The organism is Variovorax sp. GW822-FHT04A09, from assembly GCF_058801005.1.
This window is the reverse complement of record NZ_JBXAMV010000005.1, coordinates 483,384-506,784: the sequence shown is the minus strand read 5'-3', so window position 1 is coordinate 506,784 and position 23,401 is coordinate 483,384. Positions and strand designations below refer to the sequence as shown.

Genomic DNA, 23,401 nt, shown 5'->3' with positions numbered 1-23,401 from the left:
AAACCCCAGTCAGCAATGACTGGGGTTTTTTGCTTTGCGCACAGCAAACGCCAAACGCATAAAAAGCGCTGACTCGAAAGAATCAGCGCTTTTTTATTGCAGCAGACAACCACCAATCAGGCGTTGCGGACTCCCAAAGCATCGGATCAGGCGTTGCGGACTCCCAAAGCATCGGATTGCGCTGCGCCAACTGCAATCAGCTCTGCAAGCAGCTCTCCCGTCAGAGCCGCCAGCGTCTCATCGGCAAAGAATCGAGCCCGGATCCGCTCGAAATAGGGCGTTCCAGCAAGCCATCTATCCCACTCAGCGCGCGACACCGCATGCAGCTCCAGAAGCTTGAACTTCATCAACACCTTCATCGCATGGCGCGCGTGCTTCACAGGATCGCGCTCCAAGCCAGACCGCCACCGGCGCGCCGTATGTAAGGCTTGGACGACACCCTCGCAAACAAAAAAAGCCCGATGAGATGAACTCATCGGGCTTTCTATTGGGCCTTCAAAACCCGCACTTCGCAGGCTCCATGAGCCCGCGAGAAGAGCTTACTTAAGCCGCCAGCCGCTGCTCAATCGCAGCCTTCGTCTCCGGCAGTTCCTTCGGCAGATGGTGCGCCAACTGCTGGAACAGCTCCGTGTGCAGCTTCAGCTCAGCCTGCCAAGCCGCCTTGTCGATGCTCGTGACCGTCGCGAACTGCTCGGCGCTGAAATCCAGCCCAGTCCAGTTCAGGTCTTCATAACGCGGGCTCACGCCGGTGATGTGCTCGACGCCTTCCGTCGCCTTGCCTTCCACGCGGTCGATCATCCACTTCAGCACGCGCATGTTCTCGCCGTAGCCTGGCCAGACGAACTTGCCGTCCGCGCCCTTGCGGAACCAGTTGGTCGTGTAGATCTTCGGCAGCTGAGCGCCGGAGGCTTGCAGCTTCTTGCCCAGGTCGAGCCAGTGCTGGAAGTAGTCGCTCATGTTGTAGCCCATGAACGGCAGCATGGCGAACGGATCGCGGCGCACCACGCCTTGCTGGCCGGCGGCCGCAGCGGTGGTTTCCGAGCCCATCGTGGCGGCCATGTAGACGCCTTCGACCCAGTTGCGGGCTTCGGTGACCAGCGGCACGGTCGTCGAACGGCGGCCGCCGAAGATGAAGGCGTCGATCTTCACGCCCTTCGGGTCGTCCCAAGCTTCGTCGAGTGCCGGGTTGTTGGTGGCGGCGACGGTGAAGCGCGCGTTCGGGTGGGCGGCCTTGGCGCCGGTTTCCTTGGCGATCTGCGGCGTCCACTCCTTGCCTTGCCAGTCGATGCAATGCGCGGGCGCGTCGCCCATGCCTTCCCACCAGACGTCGCCGTCGTCGGTCAGCGCCACGTTCGTGAAGATCACGTCACGGTGCAGGCTGGCCATGCAGTTCGGGTTGGTCAGGTCGTTGGTGCCCGGGGCCACGCCGAAGTAGCCTGCTTCCGGATTGATGGCGCGCAGCGTGCCGTCGGCTTGCGGCTTGATCCAGGCGATGTCGTCGCCGATCGTCGTGACCTTCCAGCCGTCGAAGCCCGCCGGCGGGATCAGCATGGCGAAGTTGGTCTTGCCGCAGGCGCTCGGGAAGGCGGCGGCCACGTGGTGCTTCTTGCCCTCGGGGCTGGTCACGCCGAGGATCAGCATGTGCTCGGCCAGCCAGCCTTCGTCGCGGCCCATGTTCGAGGCGATGCGCAGCGCGAAGCACTTCTTGCCCAGCAGCGCGTTGCCGCCGTAGCCCGAACCGTAGCTCCAGATCTCGCGCGTCTCGGGGTAGTGAACGATGTACTTGGTCTTGTTGCAGGGCCAGGTCACGTCCTTCTGGCCGGCCTCGAGCGGTGCGCCCACGGTGTGGACGCACGGCACGAACTCGCCATCGGTGCCCAGCACTTCGTACACGGCCTTGCCCATGCGGGTCATGATGCGCATGTTGACGGCGACGTAGGGGCTGTCGGACAGCTCGATGCCGATGTGCGCAATGGGCGAGCCCAGCGGACCCATGCTGAAGGGCACCACGTACATGGTGCGGCCCTTCATGCAGCCGTCGAACAGGGGCTGCAGCGTCGCGCGCATTTCGGCCGGGGCCATCCAGTTGTTGGTGGGGCCGGCGTTTTCCTTCTGCGCGGAGCAGATGAAGGTGCGGTCTTCGACGCGTGCCACGTCGCTCGGATCGGACATCGCGAGAAACGAGCCCGGGCGCTTGGCGGGGTTCAGCTTCTTGAAGGTACCGGCGTCGACCAGTTGCTGGCAGAGGCGGTCGTATTCTTCCTTGCTGCCGTCGCACCAGTGGATGGCGTCGGGTTTGCACAGCGCGGCCATCTCGGCCACCCAGGCGATCAGCTTGGCGTTCTTGACGTATGAGGGCGCCTGAATGGGAAGGCCCTTCATCGTGGGTGCGTTCATCGGAAATCTCCTAAGTTGAAAAATCGTCTTTCCGAACGGGGCGCCGCGCCTGACCAGGCACGGAGGTCCGTTTGAGAAAACGTTTCGCTTCGGGAGATTGCGTCAACGCGGGCCGCACAGCCCGCGGACAAAGGCGCGAAAGCCTGTCAGTTCAGGCGAGAAAAACGGCGATCGACGCCAGCAGCAGCATCAGCACGCCGCCAGCCAGCGGGAGCACGAGCGGCATCAGGTGAACGACCGATTCGACGGCGTCATGTTCGGCGGCGGCAGCGTGGCCGTGCTCGGCGGGGGTGGGATGGGACATCGGGAAATACCTCGAATACGCAAATGACAACGCATCAAATGCAGTCAACCGCAAATGACAAAACTCCCGCCATTTTACCGGCGAGGCGCCGTCGGCGGGTCTAGGGGGTTGCGAGGAGCCCTCAGTGCTGCTCCACCGCTTCGAAACCGGCGTCTTTCAGGGCGCTCAACACGCTCGCCAGGTGGGCCCGACCGCGCGTTTGCAGCACCAGCTCGACGTCGACATTCTGCGCCGCCAGCATGGTAAAGGCGCGCTGGTGGTGCACCTCGTCGACGTTAGCGCCCGCTTCGGCCACAGTGGCCGTGATCTGGGCCAGCGAACCCGGCACGTCGCGCGCGCTGACGCGCACCCGGGCGAGCCGCCCGGCGCGCACCATGCCGCGTTCGATGATGGCCGCGAGCAGCAGCGGATCGATGTTGCCGCCCGACAGCACCAGGCCCACGCGCTTGCCGCGAAAGCGTTCCGGGTGCCGGATCAGTGCCGCCAGGCCGGCCGCGCCTGCGCCTTCGACCAGGGTCTTTTCGATCTCGAGCAGCATCAGCACGCCCTGTTCGATGTCGCCTTCGTCCACCAGCAGCAGGTCGTCGACCTTGGCGGCGATGATCTCCCGCGTCAGCACGCCGGGCGTGCCGACCGCGATGCCTTCGGCGATCGTGCTCGTGCCCTGCGCGTGGTGCGTGCCCTTGACGGCATTCACCATCGCCGGAAAGCGCTGCGTCTGCACGCCGACGACCTCCATGCCGGGCTTGATCTCGCGCGCCGCGACGGCCATGCCGGCGATGAGCCCGCCGCCGCCGACCGCCACCACCAGCGTGTCGAGGTCGGGCACGGCGTCGAGCATCTCCAGCGCGATCGTGCCCTGGCCGGCAATGATGGCTTCGTCGTCGTAGGGGTGCACGAAGGTCAGACCTTCGCGCTCGGCCAGCGCCAGCGCGTGGGCGCGCGCTGCGTCGAGCGTGTCGCCGTGCAGCACCACTTCGGCGCCGAAGCCGCGCGTGCGCTCGATCTTCACGCCGGGCGTGAAGCGCGGCATCACGATGAGCGCGCGCAGGCCCAGCCGCTGCGCGTGATAAGCCACACCCTGCGCATGGTTGCCGGCCGACATGGCGATCACGCCGCGCGTGCCGCCTTCAGAAAGATCGACCAGCTTGTTGCACGCCCCGCGTTCCTTGAACGAGGACGTGAACTGCAGGTTCTCGAACTTGAGGAACACCTGCGCACCCACGATTTCAGAGAGCGTGCGCGACTCCACGCAGGGTGTGTTGAGCACCTGTCCCTGCAGGCGCGCCGCGGCGCGACGGATAGCTTCGATTCCGACCATGGCGCGCATTGTGGCTGGAATCCAGCGGATCAGGGTTTTTACTCTTTCGGCGTCTTCCCGAAGCCAAAAGTCTGCGTTATGGTCGCTCCAAGTATTTCCTCGCAGGAGGTTGCCTGATGGTCAAGCGTGCGGGTGTCGATGTGGTGGCTGCTGCGGTGCGCGGGCAGGCCTTGCCTTCGCCCGGCCTCAAGGAAGCACCGGTGCTCGAGCTCATGTGCTCGCACTTCGTGCTCACGCTCGCCGCCAAGCAGGGGCCGCGCTTCAATGTGCGGCGCGATATCAACGGATTGCTCTCGCTCACCGGCCGCCACCTCGTGTGGCCCGCCGCGGTGTTGCAGCGATTGCGCGAGTTCCTAGGCCGCCGCTGTGCGGGCAACGAAGCGTGGAAGGGCGTCGAAGATTTCGACGGCCGCACGCTGCTCGAACGCCACGGCGTGTGGCGCGGCCCGTATGAAGAAGGCACGCTGTTCTTCTACCTCGACGAGTACGCGAAAGACCAGCCGAAAGACCTGCTCTCGGTGCTGGCCGTCACGCGCGACTGGCTCACGCACGCGCTGCGCAAGCAGTCCACGCTGGTCGAGAAGAACATCGATGCGCTCGCTGGCCTTTTGCAGCTCAACAAGGCCGAGCGCGCGCTGCTTCTGTACGGCACGCTCGCGCGCTATCAGCGCGACCTGCGCTCGCTGTTGGTCGAGTTCAAGGTCAACAACGCGCCCGAGGCCTATGCTGCCATCGCCGACATCGCAGGCGTCAACGCGAGCGAAGTGGGCGAAGCGCTGCGCGCGGGCTCGCGGCTGGAGCGCATCGGCCTCGTCGAGAACCTCATCTCCGAGCACAACATCACCGACCTCGCCGACCTCATGAAGGTCAGCGAGAAGCTGCCGCCCGTGCTGATGCGCGAGTACCGCGACCACAACGAGCTGATGGCCGTGTTCACGCGGCCCTCGGCCAAGAGCGCGCTCACGCCGCACGATTTTTCCTTCGTTCAGGAAGACGCGCAGATGCTCGTCACGCTGCTGCGCGCTGCGGTTGCGCGCAAAGAGCCCGGCGTCAACGTGCTGCTCTACGGCCCGCCCGGCACCGGCAAGACGGAGCTGGCCAAGGTGGTCGCGCAGGCGGCGGGCCTCGAACTCTTCGAGGTCGAGTACGCCGACCGCGACGGCAACTCGCTCAGCGGCCGCGACCGCTACCGCTCGCTGCAGATCGCGCAGGTCTTCCTCAAGGGCAGCGCGCAGGCCGCGCTGCTGTTCGACGAGGTCGAGGACGTGTTCCCGCCCATCAGCACCGAGGCCGCGCAGTTCATGGCGCGCGCCGAGCAGATCCCCGCGCCCGCCAGCGGCAGCGTGAGCGGCAAGGCCTGGGTCAACCAGATCCTCGAGGCCAACCCCGTGCCCACCCTGTGGGTCACCAACCGCATCGAGCAGATCGACCCGGCCTTCCGCCGCCGCTTCGCTTACCACCTGGAGCTCAAGTCGCCGCCGCCCGGCGCGCGCGAGCAGCTCGTCAAGAAGACGCTCGAAGGCGTGATCGTGTCCGAGGCCTTCACCGCCAAGCTGGCCGAGCGCAAGGGCCTCACGCCCGCGCAGATCCGCACCGCCGTGCGCTTTGCCGGTCTTGCGAAGACCGACGAAGCCTCGGTCGAGGCCCTCATCGAGCGCCAGCTGCGCAACGCCGACCTCGCACTGGGCACGCTCGACAAGAGCCCTGCCGAGCGCCGCAGCGTCACCACCTACGACCTGGACATGCTCCACGTCGAAACGCGCTTCGAGATCCCGCGCATCGTCGAGGCGCTGAAGGCACGCGGCCACGGCACGCTGTGCTTCTACGGCGCGCCCGGCACCGGCAAGACCGCGCTGGCCGAGCACATCGCCAAGGCCGTGGGGCGCCCGCTCATCGTCAAGCAGGCCAGCGACCTCATGAGCAAGTACGTCGGCGAGACCGAGCAGAACATGGCCGCCATGTTCAAGGAGGCCGAGTCCGAGAAGGCCGTGCTGCTGCTCGACGAGGCCGATTCGTTCCTGCAGGACCGGCGCGGCGCGCAGCGCACCTACGAGGTCACCGAGGTCAACGAAATGCTGCAGGGCATGGAGCGCTTTCGCGGCGTGTTCGTGTGCACCACCAACCTGCTCGACCGGCTCGACCAGGCGGCGTTGCGGCGCTTCACCTTCAAGATCAAGTTCATGCCGCTCACCGCGGCCCAGCGTGAGCGCATGTTCGTCACCGAGGCGCTCGCGGGCGACGCGGCCCTGCTCACCGGCGAGGTGCGCGCGCGCCTGGCGCTGCTGTCGCAGCTGTGCCCGGGCGACTTCGCGGCCGTGAAGCGGCAGACCGACATCCTCGCTGCCGAGTTCTCGGCGGCGGAGTTTCTCGAACAGCTCGAAGCCGAGCATCGCATCAAGCCCGAAGTGCGCGAATCGCGCGGCATGGGCTTCATCCAGTAGCGGGCGCGCGTCCCGCCCCCGCGCCCCGAACAAAAACCAGTCAGCACTGTCCGCCGCCGCGGACGCCAGGAGGACCCCGATGGCCTTTCGCAATGCACACGCGTCGCGGCGCTCGCGGGCCCTGGCCGCCACCACCGGCGCGATGGCGCTCGCCCTGGCCGGCCTGCTGGCGGGGTGCGGTGGAGGCGGCGGGGGAGGAGGTGGGGGAGGAGGTGGCGGCGGTGGCTTCCCGATCGGCGTGCTGCCGACGCCCGCGCCGGGAGGCGGGGGCAACGGTGGCGAGGGCGGCATCGTCGCGTCCGCGACCGTCGCCGGCCAGTGCGTCGCGCCGCGCCGGGGCACCAATCCGGCAACGGGCCGCGCCTATCCCGACACCGCCGGCACCGTCGACAACGAGAAGAGCTGGGTGCGCGGCTGGATCGACGAAACCTACCTTTGGTACAACGAGGTGCCCACCACGCTCAAGGCCTCGGACTACGCCACGCCGTTGACCTGGTTCAGCGTGCTCAAGACGCAGGCCACCACGCCCTCGGGCCAGCTCAAGGACCGTTTCCACTTCTACCTCGACACCGAGGCGTACCGCCTGGAGTCGGAGGGCGGCGTGTCGGTCGGCTACGGCATGGACACGGCGGCGGTGCGCAGTTCGCCGCCGCGCAACATCCGCCTTGCCTTCGTCGAGCCGGGCTCGCCGGCGGCGGCGGCCGGCCTGGCGCGCGGGGCCAAGCTGGTCGCGGTCGACGGCGTCGACGTGGTGGCCAGCACCGGGCAGGCCAATGTCGACATCATCAACCGCGCGATCTCGCCGCAGAACCTCGGCGAGAAGCACACCTTCACCTTCGAGGTGAGCGGCACGCGCGGCAGTCCGATCGAGCTCACGGCCCAGCGCATCACGAGCAGCCCGGTGCTGTACACCCGCACCATCGGGCCGGCCGGCAACCGCGTGGGCTACCTGCTGTTCAACGACCACATCTCGACCGCCGAGGCGCAGCTCGTCACGGCCATGAACGCGCTCAAGCAGGACGGCGGCGTCCAGGACCTCGTGATCGACATGCGCTACAACGGCGGCGGCCAACTGCGCATCGCGAGCCAGCTGGCCTACATGGTGGCCGGGCCGGGCCCGACGAACGGCAAGACCTTCGAGTTGCTGACCTTCAACGACAAGAATCCGTACCGCACCACGCTCGCGGACAACCTCACGCCCTTCTTCACGACCACCCGCGCCGGCCAGCCCCTGCCCACGCTGGGCCTGTCGCGCGTCACGCTGCTGACGGGCCGCAGCACCTGCTCGGCCAGCGAATCGGTCATCAACAGCCTGCGCGGCGTGGGCGTCACGGTCAACCTCGTGGGCGCCACCACCTGCGGCAAGCCCTACGGGTTCGTCCCGCAGGACAACTGCGGCACCACCTACTTCGCGGTCAACTTCAAGGGCGTCAACCAGGCCGGTTTCGGCGACTACGGCGACGGCTTTGCACCCAATGCCAGCTGCGCCGTGGCCGACGACTTCGACCACCCCCTGGGCGACGCCGCTGAAGGCCGGCTGGCCGCGGCGCTGCGGCTGCGCGACACCGGTTCGTGCGCGGCGGCATCCGCCAAGGCCGCGGACACCCCGGGCCTGGAGAAGGCCGCTGCGCCGGCGGAAGAAGACGAACCCTTCCTGCGCCCCCGCTCGCCGCTGCGCGAGAACCGGCTGATCGACCCCCTGCCCAACCCGGGTTGATGACGGCCTGACCCCGCGCGCGAGGCCGGCCCCGGCCTCGCGGAAAACCCCTAGCCGCACCCCATTGCCACGCCTGCGGCCTGCCACTTAGAGTTTGGCAAACGTTTGCGCAAAGGTTTGCGCAAACGTTTTCACTCCCTGGCGTCCCTCTGGAAACCGGGCTGGAAACCAAACACTTAGGAGAAGCAGATGCGCAAATGGACAGTGACGACCTTCTGGCTCGTCGTCGTGGCCGTGCTCACGGCATGCGGCGGCGGCGGGGGCGGCAATGACGGCATCGGCCTGGCGCCCGGGTTCGCCGCGCCGCCGGTGGCGCAGAAAGTCATCATCGACAGCGACTACAACACCATGAGCGACGACGGCCAGCTCGGCGTCATGGCCGCGCAGCTGCAGGCCGAGGGCAAGGTGCAGGTGATGGGCATCAGCGTGGTGTCGGGCAACCAGTGGCTCAAGCAGGGCGTGGCCGACGCGCTGATGTCGGTCGAGCGCCTGGGCGTGGGCCAGCGCATCGGCGTCTACGTGGGCGAGAACTACGCCATCAACCACGACTACGCGACCATCGAGGCCGAGATGAAGGCCGGCGCGGGCGGCGACGGCTACCTGGGCGCCTGGAGCGGCCCCGAGCCCAAGACCGACGCCGACCTCAAGCCCTCGCCCGACGGCTTCGCCACGCGCACCGTGGTGCAGCGCAAGAGCGCGGTCGACTTCATCATCGACACCGTCAAGGCCAACCCCAACGAAATCACCATCCTGGCCATCGGCCCGCTCACCAACATCGCGCTGGCCGTGAAGAAGAGCCCCGAGATCGTGCCGCTGATCAAGAAGATCATCTACATGGGCGGCGCCGTCGACGTGGCGGGCAACACCACCCATTTCGCCGAGTTCAACTGGTGGTTCGACCCCGAGGCCGCGCAGTTCGTGGTGCGCCTGCCGATCCCGCAGGTGGTGGTGCCGCTGGACGTGACCGACACCGTGTTCCTCACCAAGCCCGTCTACGACCGCATCGCGCACCCGGCCAAGCCCACGGCCGTGACCGAGGTGTTCCGCAAGCTCAACGGCTACGGCTTCAGCGGCACCAACGGCTTCGAGAACAACCCGAACTACACGCAGAACATCTGGGACACGCTGGTGCTGGCCTACCTCATCGATCCGCGCTACGCCACGCAGACCGTCGAGCGCTATGTCGACGTGGTCGCCAAGCCCGGCGCCGCCGACAACGGCCGCTCCATCGGCTACACCACGCCGCCCGCGGGCGTGCCGCTGCAGAAGATGACGGTGGTGAAGAAGTTCGACAACGCGCGCTTCTTCGAGCTCTACATCGACCTGCACACGCGACCGGTGCCGATCACGCTGCCGGCGAGCGGCTCGTAAACCACCTGCCGTCAGCCGGCGCGCGGGGCCGGAGCGCCGATACTTCGGCCCTCGAACAGGGAACACACGCATGCTGATCGGCATCGATATCGGAACCTCCGCGGTCAAGATCGTCCTGACCGACCTGCAACTGCTGCAGGTCGTGGCCACGGTCGATCGGCCGCTCACTTCGCAGTACCCGCAGCCGCTGTGGTGCGAGCACGACCCCGACCAGTGGTGGGCCGCTGTGGCCGACGGCCTCGACGAACTGGCGCGCACGCACCCGACAGCGATGGCCGGCGTGCAAGGCATCGGCCTGTCGGGCCAGATGCACTCGCTGGTGCTGCTCGACGCGGCCGACCGCCCCGTGCGCCCCGCGATCCTCTGGAACGACGGCCGCGCCGCCGCCGAGGCGGCCGAGCTCATGCAGACCGACCTCGAACTGCGCCGCGCCGTCGGCGTGCAGCCGATGGCGGGCTTCACCGGCCCCAAGCTGCGCTGGCTGCGCACCCATGAGCCCGAGGCCGTGGCGCGCGCCCGCTCGCTGCTGCTGACCAAGGACTACGTGCGCCTGCAGCTGTCGGGCGAGAAGGTGACCGACGTCACCGACGCGGCCGGCACCTGGCTGTTCGACCAGGCGCAGCGCCGCTGGTCGCCGCAGGCGCTCGCCGCCTGCGGGGTCGATCCCGCCTGGCTGCCGCGCGTGGTCGAGTCGTGCGAGCCCTGCGCCACCGTGCGCGACGCGCTGGCCGCGCGCTGGGGCTTGCCGCGCGGCGTGCCGATTGCGGGCGGCGCGGGCGATGCCGCGGCAGGCGGCGTCGGCATCGGCGTGGTCGGGCCGGGCGACGGCTTCGTGTCGCTCGGCACCTCGGCGCAGATCCTGGTGGCCGACACCGCGCACCGCCCCGACCCCGAGCGGCTGGTGCACGCCTTCTGCCACGCGCTGCCGCAGCGCTGGTACCGCATGGCGGCGCTGCTCAACGGCGCGAGCCCGCTCGCGGCGCTGGCGTCGTGCACCGGCGGTGCCTCGGTGGGTGAGCTGCTGGCCGAGGTCGAGGCCGCGTACGCCGGGCCGTCGCGCCTGCTCGCGCTGCCTTATCTGTTCGGCGAACGCACGCCGCACAACAATCCCTTCGCACGCGGCGCGATCGTCGGCCTGTCGGGCGCCACCACGCGCGCCGACCTGATGCAGGCGGTCTGCGAAGGCATCGCCTTCTCGCTCGCCGATGGCCTGGAAGCGCTGAGCGCGCAGACGGCGCGGCCCGAGCGCCTGGCGCTGATCGGCGGCGGCGCGCGCTCCGCCTTTCTGGCGCAGCTGATCGCGTCGGTGCTCGATGTGCCGCTGGTGCTGTACGAATCCGCCGACCGTGGCCCGGCCTTCGGCGCGGCGCGGCTCGCGCGGCTGGCGGTCACAGGGGAAGATCCGGCGGGGGTGGTGGTGGCGCCGGCGGTGCGCCAGGTGCTGGCGCCCGACGCCGCCTTGCATGCGGCCTACCAGCCCCGGCTGGAGGCCTTCCGCGCGCTCTACCGCGCGATGGCGCCCGTGTGGGCATCGGTGGCCTGACGAGGCGTTCGCCGGCTCAGTCCGGCGTGAGCCCGGCGGAGTCCACCACCTTCTTGTACACGTCGAACTCGGCGGCGATCTGCTGCGTGAATTCCTGCGGCGTGTTGCCGACGACGAAGGAGCCGGTGTCCTGGATGCGCTTGCGCACGGCAGGCTCTTCGAGCGACTTGCGCGCCGCCGCGTGCACCTTGTCCACCACGTCCTTGGGCAGGCCCTTGGGGCCCACGATGCCGTAGTACGCCATGCGGTTCACCGGCGCGAGGCCGACCTCCTTGAAGGTCGGCACGTCGGGCAGGTCCTTCAGGCGCTCGGACGCCGCCACGACGATCGGGATCAGCCGGCGGTCCTTGATGAACGGCAGGGCGGAAGGCAGGTTGTCGAAGATCATCGCGACCTGGCCCGCGACGGTGTCGTTGAGCGCCGGGCCCGATCCGCGGTAGGGAATGTGCGTGACGGACGCGCCGGCCATGCCCTTGTACAGCTCCATCTGCAGGTGCCCGATGCTGCCCGTGCCTGCGGTGGCGTAGGCGTACTTGCCCGGGTTCTTCTTCAGCACCTCGATGAAGCCCTTGTAGTCCCGGGCCGGAAAGCTGGGATGGACCGCAATGACATTGGGCGTGGCCGCCAGGTTGATGATCGGCGTGAAGTCGGCCTTCGGGTTGTACGGCACCTTGGGGTTGATGGCCGGATTCGCCGCCGTCGTCGACACGGTGCCGATGCCCAGCGCGTATCCGTCGGGCGTGGCGCGCGCGGTCTCGGCGGCCCCGATCGCGCCGCCCGCGCCCGACTTGTTCTCGACGATGACGCTCTGCCCCAGGTGCCTGCCCAGGGGCTCGGAGATGACGCGCGCAATGATGTCCGTCGTGCCGCCCGGCGCGAACGGCACCTGCAGCTTGACGGGCTTGTCGGGGTAGCCCTGCGCGTGGGCGGGCACGGCCGCTGCCAGCAGGCAGGCGAGGGCGAACAGGGTGGGGTTTTTCGGCAAGGTGTCTTCCTCCTCTTGGATTGATGGAATGGGTGGGATGAGTGGGGGGCGGGTCAGGGGCTCCGCGGGATCAGGCAGCTCGCGTCGAGTTCGCCCGGGTCGTTGACGCCGAGCATCGCCATGTTCCGGTCGACCTCGTCCCGCAGCAGCCGGATCGCGTGCGTGACGCCCGCGTGGCCGCCCACGGCGGCGGCGTACATGAACGGGCGGCCGGCGAACACGGCCTTGGCGCCCAGCGCCAGCGCCTTCAGCACGTCGCTGCCGCGACGCACGCCGCCGTCGACCATCACGGGCAGCTCGCCCGCGGCGTCCAGCACCTGCGGCAGGGCGCGCAGGGCCGGGGCCGCGCCGTCGAGCTGCCGGCCGCCGTGGTTGGAGACGATGAGGCCGTCGGCGCCGAGTTGGCGCGCGCGCCGCGCATCGGCCGGATGAAGAATGCCCTTCAGGATCAGCGGCCCGCGCCACTGCTGCCGGATGCGGGCGATGTGGTCCCAGTGGATGTGGTCGCGGCCGGTCGTGTCGCGGATCGCGGTGCTGGAGAAAAGAGGCGCGCCGCGCGTGGCGAACGAGTTCTCGAAATGCGGCATGCCGTGCGTCACGAAGGTCCGCGCGAGCGTGCCGAGCAGCCAGCGCGGCCGCACGAGGCCGTCCCATGCAAGCCGCAGGCTGGGCCGCAGCGGCGTCGTGAAGCCGGCACGCACGTTGTTTTCGCGGTTCGCCCAGACGGGAATGTCGACCGTGACGACCAGATGGCGAAAGCCCGCGCCCGCGATGCGCGCCACCAGGCCGTCGATGCGCGCCGCATCGCCCGGCAGGTAGGCCTGGAACCACGTGCCGGGCGCGGCCTGGGCCACTTCCTCCATCGGAATGAGCGAGGTGCCGCTCATGACCGCGGGAATGCCGGCCGCCTGCGCCGCCTGCGCGAGCACCAGGTCGCCGCGGTAGGCCGACAGCGCGCTGATGCCGACCGGCGCGATCCCGAAGGGCGACGCGTAGCGCTGGCCGAACAGCGTGACCTCCTGCGAGCGCTGGGAGACATCGACCAGCACCCGGGGCAGGAAGTCGTGCGCGTCGAACGCGGCGCGGTTGGCGTCCAGCGAGCGGTTGTCTTCCGCCGCGCCGGCGATGTAGCCGAACAGCGGGCGCGGCAGCCGGCGCCGGGCCGCGTGCTCGAAGTCCTGCAGCGACAGGATGCCGGCCAGGCGCCGCGGCGTCGCGGTGGCAGCAGCAGGGGCTTGCGCCGGCGCGGTGCGCGGGGCATCGAAGGCACGCGAGAAAACAGTCATGTCCGCCATCCAGTCAGTCGTTCGGTCCGCGCTGACTGTAGGCGTGCAGAAGGTTTTGAAAAAGCGAATTTATGGTAATTTATCATTTCGCTTTTTTCGAAATGACAGAGGGGACGGCGCATGACGCTGAAGCAACTGGAGGCCTTCTACTGGGCCGCGACCTGCGCCAGCTTTGCGCTCGCGGCGCAGCGGCTGCACCTGTCGACCTCGTCGCTGTCCAAGCGCCTGGCCGAACTGGAGGTGTCGCTCGGCGCGCCGCTGTTCGACCGCGCCGGGCAGCGGGCCACGCTCACGGACGCGGGCGAGCGTTTCCTGCCGCGCGCCGCCGCGCTGCTGCTGGCGGCCGACGAAACGAAGCGGTCGATCGGCGCGCCCGCCAGCCTCGGAGGTCGCTGCACCTTCGGCATCGGCGAACTGAGTGCGCTGACCTGGCTGCCCCAGCTCGTCGCGCACGTCGGTCGGCACCTGCCGGACCTGCGCCTGGAGCCGCACGTCAACTTCGGCTCGGCGCTGGACGAACGCCTTCGCAACGGCGAGCTCGACTGCGCGGTGATCGCCGGGCGCTCACCGCACCACGGGCTGATCTCGTCGCACACCGTGGGCCAGGCGCATTTCGTGTGGGTGGCCGCGCCTGCGCTGGCGGGCAAGACCACGACCCTCGGCGCGCCGCTGCTCGCGCAACATCCCATCGTGACGCTGCCGACCGGCGCGGGCACCAGCCGCCTGCTCGACGAATGGCTCATGGCCGAGAACCTCGAGGCGCCGCACCGCCTCAGCTGCAACAGCTGGGGCGCCGTCGCCGGCCTGCTGATCGAGGGGATCGGTGTCGGGTTCCTGCCGGAAGGCTGGGCGCGCCTGCTGTCGCGCCGCGGCGACCTGCGCATCCTGAAGACCCGCCAGGCCTTGCCCGCGCTGACCTACACCTTCCAGAAGCGCAGCAACGACGAGCGCCATCTGCTGACGGCCATGCGCGCCGCGGTGCTCGCGTCCATCGATTTCTCGAAGGCCGCGCGCCTGCTCTAGGTGGAGGGCGTTAGAAGGCTTCGCACACGCGAAGCACCTCGGCGCCGTAGGCCTCGAGCTTCTTCGTGCCGATCCCGCTGATGCCCTGCAGGTCTTCGAGCGTCGCGGGCGCGCGCTCGGCAATGGCGGCCAGCGTGGCGTCGTGGAAGATCACGTAGGCCGGCAGGTTGTGTTCCTTCGCCACCTCGGCGCGCCAGGCCTTGAGCGCCTCGAAGCGCTTCTTGCCGGTGTCGTCCAGCGAGGCCGCCGCCGGCGACGGTGCGCCCTTGGCCACCTTCTCGCGCCGGGGCTTGCGCTCGGCCGGTGACGACACCGACTCGCGCAGCGACACCGAGGTCTCGCCCTTGAGCACCGCGCGCGAGCCCTCGGTGAGCTTCAGCGTGTTGAAGGCCTCGGCGTCCACCGCCAGCGCGCCCGTGGCGATCAGCTGGCGCAGCACGCCGCGCAGCGCCACCTCGCTGAACTCCGCGCCGATGCCGAAGGTGCTGATGCGCTCGTGCCCGAACTGCTTGACCTTCTCGGTCGCCTTGCCGCGCAGGATGTCCATGATGTGGCCCGCGCCGAAGCTGATGCCGCTGAGCTGCTGCACGCGGTAGATCGTGCTCAGCAGCTTGCGCGCGGCATCGGTGCCGTCCCACACCTGCGGCGGGTTCAGGCAGTTGTCGCAGTTGCCGCAGGGCGTGCTCTTCTCGCCGAAGTAGCCCAGGAGGCGCACGCGGCGGCAGTCGCTGGCCTCGGCCAGCGACAGCAGCGCGTCGAGCTTGCCGCGCATCACCTGCTTGAACTCTTCGCCGGCCGGGCTTTCGTCGATCATGCGGCGCTGGTTCACCACGTCGTTCAGGCCGTAGGCCATCCAGGCGTCGGCGGGGGCGCCGTCGCGGCCCGCGCGGCCGGTTTCCTGGTAGTAGCCCTCGATGTTCTTGGGCATGTCGACGTGGCCGACGAAGCGCACGTCGGGCTTGTCGATGCCCATGCCGAAGGCGATGGTCGCGACCATCACGATGCCTTCTTCGCGCAGGAAGCGGTCCTGGTGCTTCTGGCGCACCGCCGCATCGAGGCCCGCGTGGTACGGCAGCGCGTTGATGCCGGCGCCCTGCAGCGTCGTCGCGAGGTCTTCCACGCGCTTGCGCGACTGGCAATAGACCACGCCCGCATCGCCCTCGTGCTCGCGCTCGATGAAGCGCAGCAGCTGCGTGGTCGCGTCCTTCTTCTCGACGATGGTGTAGCGGATGTTCGGACGGTCGAAGCTGGAGACGAACTGGCGCGCTTCTTCCAGCTGCAGCCGCTCGACGATGTCGGCGCGCGTGAGGTCGTCGGCCGTGGCCGTGAGCGCGATGCGCGGCACGCCCGGGTAGCGCTCGTGCAGCACGGTGAGCGCGCGGTACTCGGGGCGGAAGTCGTGGCCCCACTGGCTCACGCAATGCGCCTCGTCGATGGCGAACAGCGAGAGCTTGCCGCGCTCGTTCAGCGAATCGAGCTGCGAGAGAAAGCGCGGCGTGTTCACGCGCTCGGGCGCCGCGTACAGCAGCGTGATCTCGCCGCGCAGCATGCGGCGCTCGACGTCCTGCGTCTGTTCCCAGTCGAGCGTCGAGTTCAGGAAGGCCGCATTCACGCCCGCCTCGTGCAGCGCGCCGACCTGGTCGTGCATCAGCGCGATCAGCGGCGACACCACCACCGCCACGCCGCGCCCCGCGCGCTGCCGCGCAATGGCCGGGATCTGATAGCAGAGCGACTTGCCGCCGCCGGTGGGCATCAGCACCAGCGCGTCGCCGCCGCCCACCACGTGCTCCACGATGTCCTGCTGGGCCCCGCGAAAGCGCGCGTAGCCGAACACGTCATGAAGGATGTCGGCGGGGGCCGCGCTGCCGGGGCTGCTGCCGTCGCTGGAAGCGTCGAAGGGGCGGGGAGCGAGGGAAGACACAGGCGGGGGTGCGAAGGGCGGGGAGGGGGGAGAAAAGGGCCGGAGCCGGGGCGGACGCCGATTGTCCCCCAGCGGCTCCGATATGACTGTGGCACGGCGTTTGCAATGGTGAACCCCGTCCCGGCACCCCTCTTGTCTAGACAGCAAACTGGGGCATTTCTCTCGGAGATGCACCAAAACAGGACTTTCGGGTTATCCTGTATATACAAGTTGGGGCGCCTGGCAACAATGCGAGGCGTGCTGCCCATATCCCCCGGGCATGTATCGCCGAGTCACCTCTCTCAAAAAATGGAACCAGGAGTCCCCATGGTCAAGACGGTAGTTGTGAAAGTCGCTTCGCTGCTGGCAGCAGGTGCATGTGCAGCGGGCATGGCCGGAACGGCCGCCGCCCAGGACACGAAGATTTCGCTCGGCATGTCCGGCTGGACCGGCTTTGCGCCGCTGTCGCTGGCCGACAAGGCCGGCATCTTCAAGAAGAACGGGCTGGACGTCGAACTCAAGATGATCCCGCAGAAGGACCGCCACCTGGCGCTGGCCTCCGGCGCGATCCAGTGCGCGGCCACCACGGTGGAGACGCACGTGGCCTGGAACGCCAACGGCGTGCCGATCGTGCAGATCTTCCAGATGGACAAGTCCTACGGCGCCGACGGCCTGGCCGTGCGCAACGACGTGAAGAGCTTTTCCGACCTCAAGGGCAAGAGCATCGGCGTGAGCGCCCCGGGCACCGCGCCGTACTTCGGCCTGGCCTGGATGCTCAGCAAGAACGGCATGAGCCTGAAGGACGTGAAGGTGGTCTCGCTCGAGCCGCAGCCCGCTGCGCAAGCTTTCGTGGCCGGCCAGAACGACGCCGCCATGACCTACGAGCCCTACCTCTCGACCGTGCGCGCCAACCCGGCCGCCGGCAAGATCCTGGCCACCACGCTCGACTACCCGATGGTGATGGACACCGTGGGCTGCGCCCCCACCTGGCTCAAGGCCAACGCCAAGGCCGCCGCCGCGCTCACCAAGTCGTACTTCGACGCGCTGGACATGATCAAGGCCGACCCGGCCAAGGCCAACGAGCTCATGGGCTCGGCCGTCAAGCAAAGCGGCGAGCAGTTCGCCAAGTCGTCGGCGTACCTGCGCTGGCAGGACAAGGCCGCCAACCAGAAGTTCTTCGCGGGCGAGCTCACCAGCTTCATGAAGGAAGCCGCGGCCATCCTGCTGGAGGCCGGCGTGATCCGCAAGGCGCCGGAAGACTATGCCGCCACCTTCGACGCCAGCTATGTCAAGTAAGGCCTTGCCGCAGATGCAACCGATGACCGCCGCCCCGGCGCGCGCCGTGACGCCGCCGCCCGCGCCTCCCGTGCGGCGCCGCGTGTTCGCGCCGCTCGAACCCATCAGCGCGTCCGCGCGCACGATGCTGGGGCTGGGCTTCTTCGTGCTCTTCGTGGTGGTGTGGGGCATCGCCACGCTGGGCGGCTTCGTGTCGCCCACCTTCCTGGCGAGCCCGATCACGATGGTCAAGGAGGGCTGGCTGCTCTTCACCGAGTACGGCTTCATCGGCGACATCGGCATGACCGTGTGGCGCGTGTTCGGCGGCTTCCTGCTGGCGGCCGTCATCGCGGTGCCGCTGGGCGTGGCCATGGGCACCTGGAAGACCGTCGAGGCCTTCTTCGAGCCCTTCGTGTCGTTCTGCCGCTACCTGCCGGCCTCGGCTTTCATCCCGCTGCTCATCCTGTGGGCGGGCCTGGGCGAAATGCAGAAGCTGCTGGTGATCTTCATCGGCTCGTTCTTCCAGATCGTGCTGATGGTGGCCGTCACCGTGGGCGGCGCGCGGCGCGACCTCGTCGAGGCCGCCTACACGCTGGGCGCCAACAGCCGCGGCATCGTGGCGCGCGTGCTCATTCCGGGCGCCGCGCCGGGCATCGCCGAAACGCTGCGCCTCGTGCTGGGCTGGGCCTGGACCTACGTGATCGTGGCGGAACTGATCGGCTCCTCGTCGGGCATCGGCCACATGATCACCGACAGCCAGGCGCTGTTGAACACCGGCCAGATCATCTTCGGGATCATCGTGATCGGCGTCATCGGCCTGTTGTCCGACTTCGCTTTCAAGGCGATGAATCGCCGTCTGTTTGCATGGGCTGCACTGTGAAGAACCAACTTTCCATCCAGGGCGTCTCGCGCGTCTTCACCGGCACCAAGGGCCAGCGCACGCAGGCGCTGCAGCCGATCGACTTCGAGGTGAAGGAGAACGACTTCGTCACCATCCTCGGCCCCTCGGGCTGCGGCAAGTCGACGCTGCTGCGCATCGTGGCGGGGCTCGACTTCCCGACCACCGGCCAGGTGATGCTCGACGGCGAGCGCATCGAAGGCCCCGGCGCCGACCGCGGCGTGGTGTTCCAGAGCTACACGCTGTTCCCGTGGCTCACGGTGGCGCAGAACATCCGCTTCGGCCTGCGCGAGCGCGGCATGAGCGAGGCCGACCAGAAGGAGCGCAGCGAGTTCTTCATCGCCAAGGTCGGCCTGCGCGGTTTCGAGCACCACTTTCCCAAGCAGCTCTCGGGCGGCATGCAGCAGCGCACCGCCATTGCGCGCGCGCTGGCCAACGACCCCAAGATGCTGCTGCTCGACGAGCCCTTCGGCGCGCTCGACAACCAGACCCGTGTGCTCATGCAGGAGCTGCTGCTGGGCATCTGGGAGTCGGCGCAGAAGACGGTGCTGTTCGTCACGCACGACATCGACGAGGCGATCTTCATGGCCAACCGCGTGGCGGTGTTCAGCGCGCGACCGGGCCGCATCAAGACCGAGATCGCGGTCGACTTTCCGCACCCGCGCAGCTACACCATCAAGACCTCGCCCGAGTTCATGGACATCAAGGCGCGCCTGACCGAAGAAATCCGCGCCGAGTCGATGGCCGCCGCGGAACACTGAAAGCACGATGAAACGCGACCTGCCGTCCCTCGCGCTCTATGCGCAAGTCAAGGATCACATCTCCCGCAAGATCCAGGACGGCACGTGGCCGCCCGGCCACCGCCTGCCTTCCGAGAACGAGCTGGTCGCGCAGTTCGGCATGGCGCGCATGACCGTGAACCGCGCCCTGCGCGAGCTCATGGAGCAGGGGCGCATCGTGCGCGTGGCCGGCGTCGGCAGCTTCGTGGCCGAGAACAAGCCGCAGTCCACGCTGCTGCAGATCGCCAACATCGCCAGCGAAATCCGCCAGCGCGGCCACGACTACCGCTGCGAGATGCTCGCGGTCGAGCGCCTCGCGGCCTCGCCCGACGTGGCGGCCTGGCTCGACCTGCGCGCGGGCGACTCGGTGTTTCACAGCGCCTGCCTGCACCTGGACAACGACACGCCCGTGCAGCTCGAGGAGCGCTACGTCAACCCGCAGGTCGTGCCCGACTTTCTCGAGCAGGACTTCACGGCCGTGCCGCCCAGCGAGTACCTGGTGCGCAACGTGCCCTTCGACCAGATCGAACACGTCGTCGATGCCGTGCTGCCCAGCGCCGAACAGGCCGAGCGGCTCGCGATGGCGCCCACCGACCCCTGCCTGCTGCTGACGCGCCGCACCTGGATCCGCAACACGCCCGTGACCTGGGTGCGCTGCCTGCATCCCGCGTCCCGCTACAGCCTGGGCAGCCGCTTTAAATCCGACGGCAACCCGACCTTCGGCTAGACAGACCGTTTTTTTTCGACCCTCAGAGGCTTACGTTTTCTCTCGCAACCACTTGTATAGACAGGTTCACATGCCAAGCAATCACACCGCCACCCCCAACGCCACATTGACCCTCACGCCCGGCAAGGTCGACCTCGCGATGCTGCGACGCATCCAGGCCGGCGGCGTGCACCTTGCGCTCGACCCGTCGGTGCAGGACGGCATGGCCAAGGCCGAGGCCGCGGTGCGCCACATCGTCGAGAACGACGAGGTGGTCTACGGCATCAACACCGGTTTCGGCAAGCTCGCCAGCACGCGCATCGGCAACGACCACCTGGCCGAGCTGCAGCGCAACCTCGTGCTCTCGCACAGCGTGGGCACGGGCGAGCCGCTGGCCGCGCCGGTGGTGCGCATGATCCTCGCGACCAAGGCCGTGAGCCTGGCGCGCGGCCACTCGGGCGTGCGGCCCGCGCTGGTCGATGCGCTGCTGGCGCTGTTCAACGCGGGCGTCACGCCCAGCATCCCGTGCAAGGGCTCGGTCGGCGCCTCGGGCGACCTGGCGCCGCTTGCGCACATGGCCTGCGTGCTCATCGGCGAAGGCGAAGCCACGCTGGCCGACGGCCAGAAGGTGAGCGGCGCCGAAGCCATGCGCAGCATCGGCCTCGAACCCTTCGTGCTCGGCCCCAAGGAAGGCCTGGCGCTGCTCAACGGCACGCAGGTGTCGACCGCGCTGGCGCTGGCCGGCCTGTTCGGCGCCGAAGACGTGTTTGCCGCCGCGCTGATGTCGGGCGCGCTGTCGCTCGAAGCCATCCAGGGTTCGATCAAGCCCTTCGACGCGCGCATCCACGCCGCGCGCGGCCAGCCCGGCCAGATCGCCGTGGCCGGCGCCGTGCGCACGCTGCTCGACGGCAGCGAGATCGTGCCGTCGCACGCCGACTGCGGCCGCGTGCAGGACCCGTACTCGGTGCGCTGCATCCCGCAGGTGATGGGCGCCTGCCTCGACAACCTGGCCCACGCCTCGCGCGTGCTGGTCATCGAAGCCAATGCCGCATCGGACAACCCGCTCGTGTTCTGCGACACCGGCGAGGTGATCTCGGGCGGCAACTTCCACGCCGAGCCGGTCGCCTTCGCGGCCGACATCATTGCGCTGGCCGTGAGCGAAGTCGGCGCCATCGCCGAGCGCCGCCTCGCGCTGCTGCTCGACAGCGGCCTGTCGGGCCTGCCGCCCTTCCTGGTGCGCGACGGCGGCCTGAACTCCGGCTTCATGATTGCGCAGGTCACGGCCGCCGCGCTCGCGTCGGAAAACAAGTCGCACGCGCACCCGGCCAGCGTCGACAGCCTGCCGACCTCGGCCAACCAGGAAGACCACGTGTCGATGGCCACCTTCGCGGCGCGCCGCCTGGGCGACATGGTCAACAACACCGCCGTGGTGGTGGGCATCGAAGCGATGGCCGCCGCCCAGGGCATCGAACTCAAGCGCAAGCTGAAGAGTTCGCCGCTGGTCGAAGCGGAATTCGCCCGCATCCGCCAGAAGGTCGCGTTCCTCGAGACCGACCGCTACCTCGCACCCGACATCGAAGCCATGCGCCTGTGGGCGCTCGCGGCCGACCTGCCGGCCGCGCTGCTCGACATCCTGCCCAGCCACTCGAAGTGATCCGTACCGACCGCCACCCGACAAGGAGAACCACGCCATGAACGCACCCGACAAATTCGCCCTGAACACCACCACCGGCGCCGATCCGCGCCATGACCCGACCCGCGTGATCCGCGCCCCGCGCGGCACCGAGCTCAACTGCAAGAGCTGGCTCACCGAAGCGCCGTACCGCATGCTGCAGAACAACCTCGACGCCGAGGTGGCCGAGCGCCCGCAAGACCTCGTGGTGTACGGCGGCATCGGCCGCGCTGCGCGCGACTGGGCCTGCTACGACCAGATCCTCGCGTCGCTGAAGGAACTGGAAGACGACGAGACCTTGCTCATTCAATCGGGCAAGCCCGTGGGCGTGTTCAAGACGCATGCCGACGCACCGCGCGTGCTGCTCGCCAATTCGAACCTCGTGCCGAAGTGGGCCAACTGGGAGCACTTCAACGAGCTCGACCGCCAGGGCCTCTTCATGTACGGCCAGATGACGGCGGGCAGCTGGATCTACATCGGCAGCCAGGGCATCGTGCAAGGCACCTTCGAGACCTTCGTCGAAGCCGGCCGCCAGCACTACAACAACAGCCTCGCGGGCAAGTGGATCCTCACGGCTGGCCTGGGCGGCATGGGCGGCGCACAGCCGCTCGCGGCCACGCTGGCCGGCGCCGTGTCGCTGAACATCGAGTGCCAGCAGTCGAGCATCGACTTCCGCCTGCGCACGCGCTACGTCGACAAGCAGGCGCGCGACATCGACCACGCCTTCGAACTCATCAAGCAGCATTGCGATGCCAAGGAAGCCGTGTCGATCGCGCTGCTGGGCAACGCGGCCGACATCCTGCCCGAGCTGGTCAAGCGCGCGAAGGCCGGCGGCCTCAAGCCCGACCTCGTGACCGACCAGACCTCCGCGCACGACCTGATCAACGGCTACCTGCCCTCGGGCTGGACCGTGCCGCAGTGGCAGGCCGCCATGAAGGACGCGTCGCAACACGACGCCCTGAAGAAGGCCGCCGCCAAGTCATGCGCCGTGCACGTGCAGGCCATGCTCGACTTCCAGGCCATGGGCATCCCCACGGTCGACTACGGCAACAACATCCGCCAGGTCGCGTTCGACGAAGGCGTGAAGAACGCCTTCGACTTCCCGGGCTTCGTGCCGGCCTACATCCGTCCGCTGTTCTGCGAAGGCAAGGGCCCGTTCCGCTGGGTGGCGCTCTCGGGCGACCCGGAAGACATCTACAAGACCGACGCCAAGATCAAGGAGCTGTTCCCCGACAACACCCACACGCACCGCTGGCTCGACATGGCGCGCGAGCGCATCGCCTTCCAGGGCCTGCCCGCGCGCATCTGCTGGCTCGGCCTGGGCGAGCGCCACATCGCCGGCCTGGCCTTCAACGAGATGGTGAAGAACGGCGAGCTCAAGGGCCCGATCGTCATCGGCCGCGACCACCTGGACACCGGCTCGGTCGCCAGCCCGAACCGCGAGACCGAAGCCATGAAGGACGGCACCGATGCCGTCTCCGACTGGCCGCTGCTCAACGCCCTGCTCAACACGGCCGGCGGCGCGACCTGGGTCAGCCTGCACCACGGCGGCGGCGTGGGCATGGGCTACTCGCAGCACTCGGGTGTGGTGATCGTGTGCGACGGCACCGACGCGGCGGCCAAGCGCATCGGGCGCGTGCTCTTCAACGACCCGGCCACCGGCGTCATGCGCCATGCCGACGCGGGCTACGACATCGCCGTGGCCACGGCGAAGAAGCAGGGCCTGAAGCTGCCGATGATCAAGTAAGGCCGGCAGGCGCCGCAGGTGAAGTAAAAAAGCGGG

General features: G+C 68.5%; 18 protein-coding genes. 11 read left to right on the top strand and 7 right to left on the bottom strand.

All coding sequences use genetic code 11. The annotated features are described in order from the left end of the window. Window positions 1-146: 146 nt before the first annotated feature. From AC1RLW_RS25665 to AC1RLW_RS25650, 4 genes are all read right to left on the bottom strand, one after another. On the bottom strand, window positions 147-347 hold the full coding sequence (locus AC1RLW_RS25665; RefSeq protein WP_493195584.1) for a hypothetical protein: 201 nt from the start codon (window positions 345-347) through the stop codon (window positions 147-149). Window positions 348-543: 196 nt separating this feature from the next. Further along, complete coding sequence (locus AC1RLW_RS25660) at window positions 544-2,397, bottom strand: phosphoenolpyruvate carboxykinase (GTP) (RefSeq protein ID WP_159273427.1); 1,854 nt, start codon at window positions 2,395-2,397, stop codon at window positions 544-546. Window positions 2,398-2,548: 151 nt separating this feature from the next. After that, window positions 2,549-2,701, bottom strand: a complete 153-nt coding sequence (locus AC1RLW_RS25655; RefSeq protein WP_169805104.1) for a hypothetical protein — start codon at window positions 2,699-2,701, stop codon at window positions 2,549-2,551. Between the two features lie 121 nt (window positions 2,702-2,822). After that, window positions 2,823-4,022, bottom strand: coding sequence for a threonine ammonia-lyase (locus AC1RLW_RS25650; protein WP_493195583.1), 1,200 nt, complete (start codon window positions 4,020-4,022; stop codon window positions 2,823-2,825). A gap of 116 nt (window positions 4,023-4,138) precedes the next feature. Between AC1RLW_RS25650 and AC1RLW_RS25645 the strand changes: the two genes are divergently transcribed. The 4 genes from AC1RLW_RS25645 to xylB all read left to right on the top strand — a co-directional run bounded on the left by AC1RLW_RS25645 (window position 4,139) and on the right by xylB (window position 11,094). After that, on the top strand, window positions 4,139-6,463 hold the full coding sequence (locus AC1RLW_RS25645; RefSeq protein ID WP_493195582.1) for an ATP-binding protein: 2,325 nt from the start codon (window positions 4,139-4,141) through the stop codon (window positions 6,461-6,463). Window positions 6,464-6,542: 79 nt separating this feature from the next. Beyond that, the gene (locus AC1RLW_RS25640; protein WP_493195581.1) at window positions 6,543-8,180 is read left to right on the top strand and encodes a S41 family peptidase; all 1,638 of its coding nucleotides are present in this window, start codon (window positions 6,543-6,545) and stop codon (window positions 8,178-8,180) included. A 189-nt stretch (window positions 8,181-8,369) separates the two neighbouring features. Then, window positions 8,370-9,551: a nucleoside hydrolase gene (locus AC1RLW_RS25635; RefSeq protein WP_493195580.1), complete on the top strand. Its 1,182-nt coding sequence runs from the start codon at window positions 8,370-8,372 to the stop codon at window positions 9,549-9,551. Window positions 9,552-9,621: 70 nt separating this feature from the next. Then, window positions 9,622-11,094, top strand: coding sequence for a xylulokinase (xylB, locus tag AC1RLW_RS25630; protein WP_493195579.1), 1,473 nt, complete (start codon window positions 9,622-9,624; stop codon window positions 11,092-11,094). A 16-nt stretch (window positions 11,095-11,110) separates the two neighbouring features. Here xylB and AC1RLW_RS25625 read toward each other — a convergent pair whose 3' ends face one another. Together AC1RLW_RS25625 and AC1RLW_RS25620 are read right to left on the bottom strand one after the other, a co-directional pair. Beyond that, window positions 11,111-12,061 carry a tripartite tricarboxylate transporter substrate binding protein BugE gene (locus AC1RLW_RS25625; RefSeq protein WP_493195595.1) on the bottom strand — a complete coding sequence of 317 codons (951 nt, stop codon included), beginning with the start codon at window positions 12,059-12,061 and terminating at the stop codon, window positions 11,111-11,113. Window positions 12,062-12,132: 71 nt separating this feature from the next. Then, window positions 12,133-13,365, bottom strand: coding sequence for an alpha-hydroxy acid oxidase (locus AC1RLW_RS25620; RefSeq protein WP_493195578.1), 1,233 nt, complete (start codon window positions 13,363-13,365; stop codon window positions 12,133-12,135). Between the two features lie 120 nt (window positions 13,366-13,485). Between AC1RLW_RS25620 and AC1RLW_RS25615 the strand changes: the two genes are divergently transcribed. Next, window positions 13,486-14,388 carry a LysR family transcriptional regulator gene (locus AC1RLW_RS25615; RefSeq protein ID WP_062481283.1) on the top strand — a complete coding sequence of 301 codons (903 nt, stop codon included), beginning with the start codon at window positions 13,486-13,488 and terminating at the stop codon, window positions 14,386-14,388. 10 nt (window positions 14,389-14,398) lie between these two features. Here AC1RLW_RS25615 and recQ read toward each other — a convergent pair whose 3' ends face one another. After that, a complete protein-coding gene (recQ, locus tag AC1RLW_RS25610) occupies window positions 14,399-16,309 on the bottom strand; it encodes a DNA helicase RecQ (protein WP_493195577.1) in 1,911 nt (636 codons plus the stop codon). A gap of 306 nt (window positions 16,310-16,615) precedes the next feature. Here recQ and AC1RLW_RS25605 point away from each other — a divergent pair, with 306 nt between their 5' ends. The 6 genes from AC1RLW_RS25605 (at window position 16,616) to hutU (ending at window position 23,365) form a co-directional block, all read left to right on the top strand. After that, the gene (locus AC1RLW_RS25605) at window positions 16,616-17,584 is read left to right on the top strand and encodes an ABC transporter substrate-binding protein (protein WP_062481284.1); all 969 of its coding nucleotides are present in this window, start codon (window positions 16,616-16,618) and stop codon (window positions 17,582-17,584) included. A 13-nt stretch (window positions 17,585-17,597) separates the two neighbouring features. Then, the gene (locus tag AC1RLW_RS25600; protein ID WP_370681937.1) at window positions 17,598-18,443 is read left to right on the top strand and encodes an ABC transporter permease; all 846 of its coding nucleotides are present in this window, start codon (window positions 17,598-17,600) and stop codon (window positions 18,441-18,443) included. Then, complete coding sequence (locus AC1RLW_RS25595; protein ID WP_062481286.1) at window positions 18,428-19,222, top strand: ABC transporter ATP-binding protein; 795 nt, start codon at window positions 18,428-18,430, stop codon at window positions 19,220-19,222. The genes AC1RLW_RS25600 and AC1RLW_RS25595 overlap by 16 nt, the downstream gene beginning before the upstream one ends. A gap of 7 nt (window positions 19,223-19,229) precedes the next feature. Then, window positions 19,230-19,967: a histidine utilization transcriptional repressor HutC gene (hutC, locus tag AC1RLW_RS25590; protein WP_062481289.1), complete on the top strand. Its 738-nt coding sequence runs from the start codon at window positions 19,230-19,232 to the stop codon at window positions 19,965-19,967. Between the two features lie 70 nt (window positions 19,968-20,037). Then, window positions 20,038-21,600 (top strand): histidine ammonia-lyase, encoded by a 1,563-nt coding sequence (gene hutH / locus AC1RLW_RS25585; protein ID WP_307638574.1) that lies wholly within the window; start codon window positions 20,038-20,040, stop codon window positions 21,598-21,600. 37 nt (window positions 21,601-21,637) lie between these two features. Next, complete coding sequence (gene hutU, locus AC1RLW_RS25580; protein ID WP_493195576.1) at window positions 21,638-23,365, top strand: urocanate hydratase; 1,728 nt, start codon at window positions 21,638-21,640, stop codon at window positions 23,363-23,365. Window positions 23,366-23,401 lie beyond the last annotated feature (36 nt).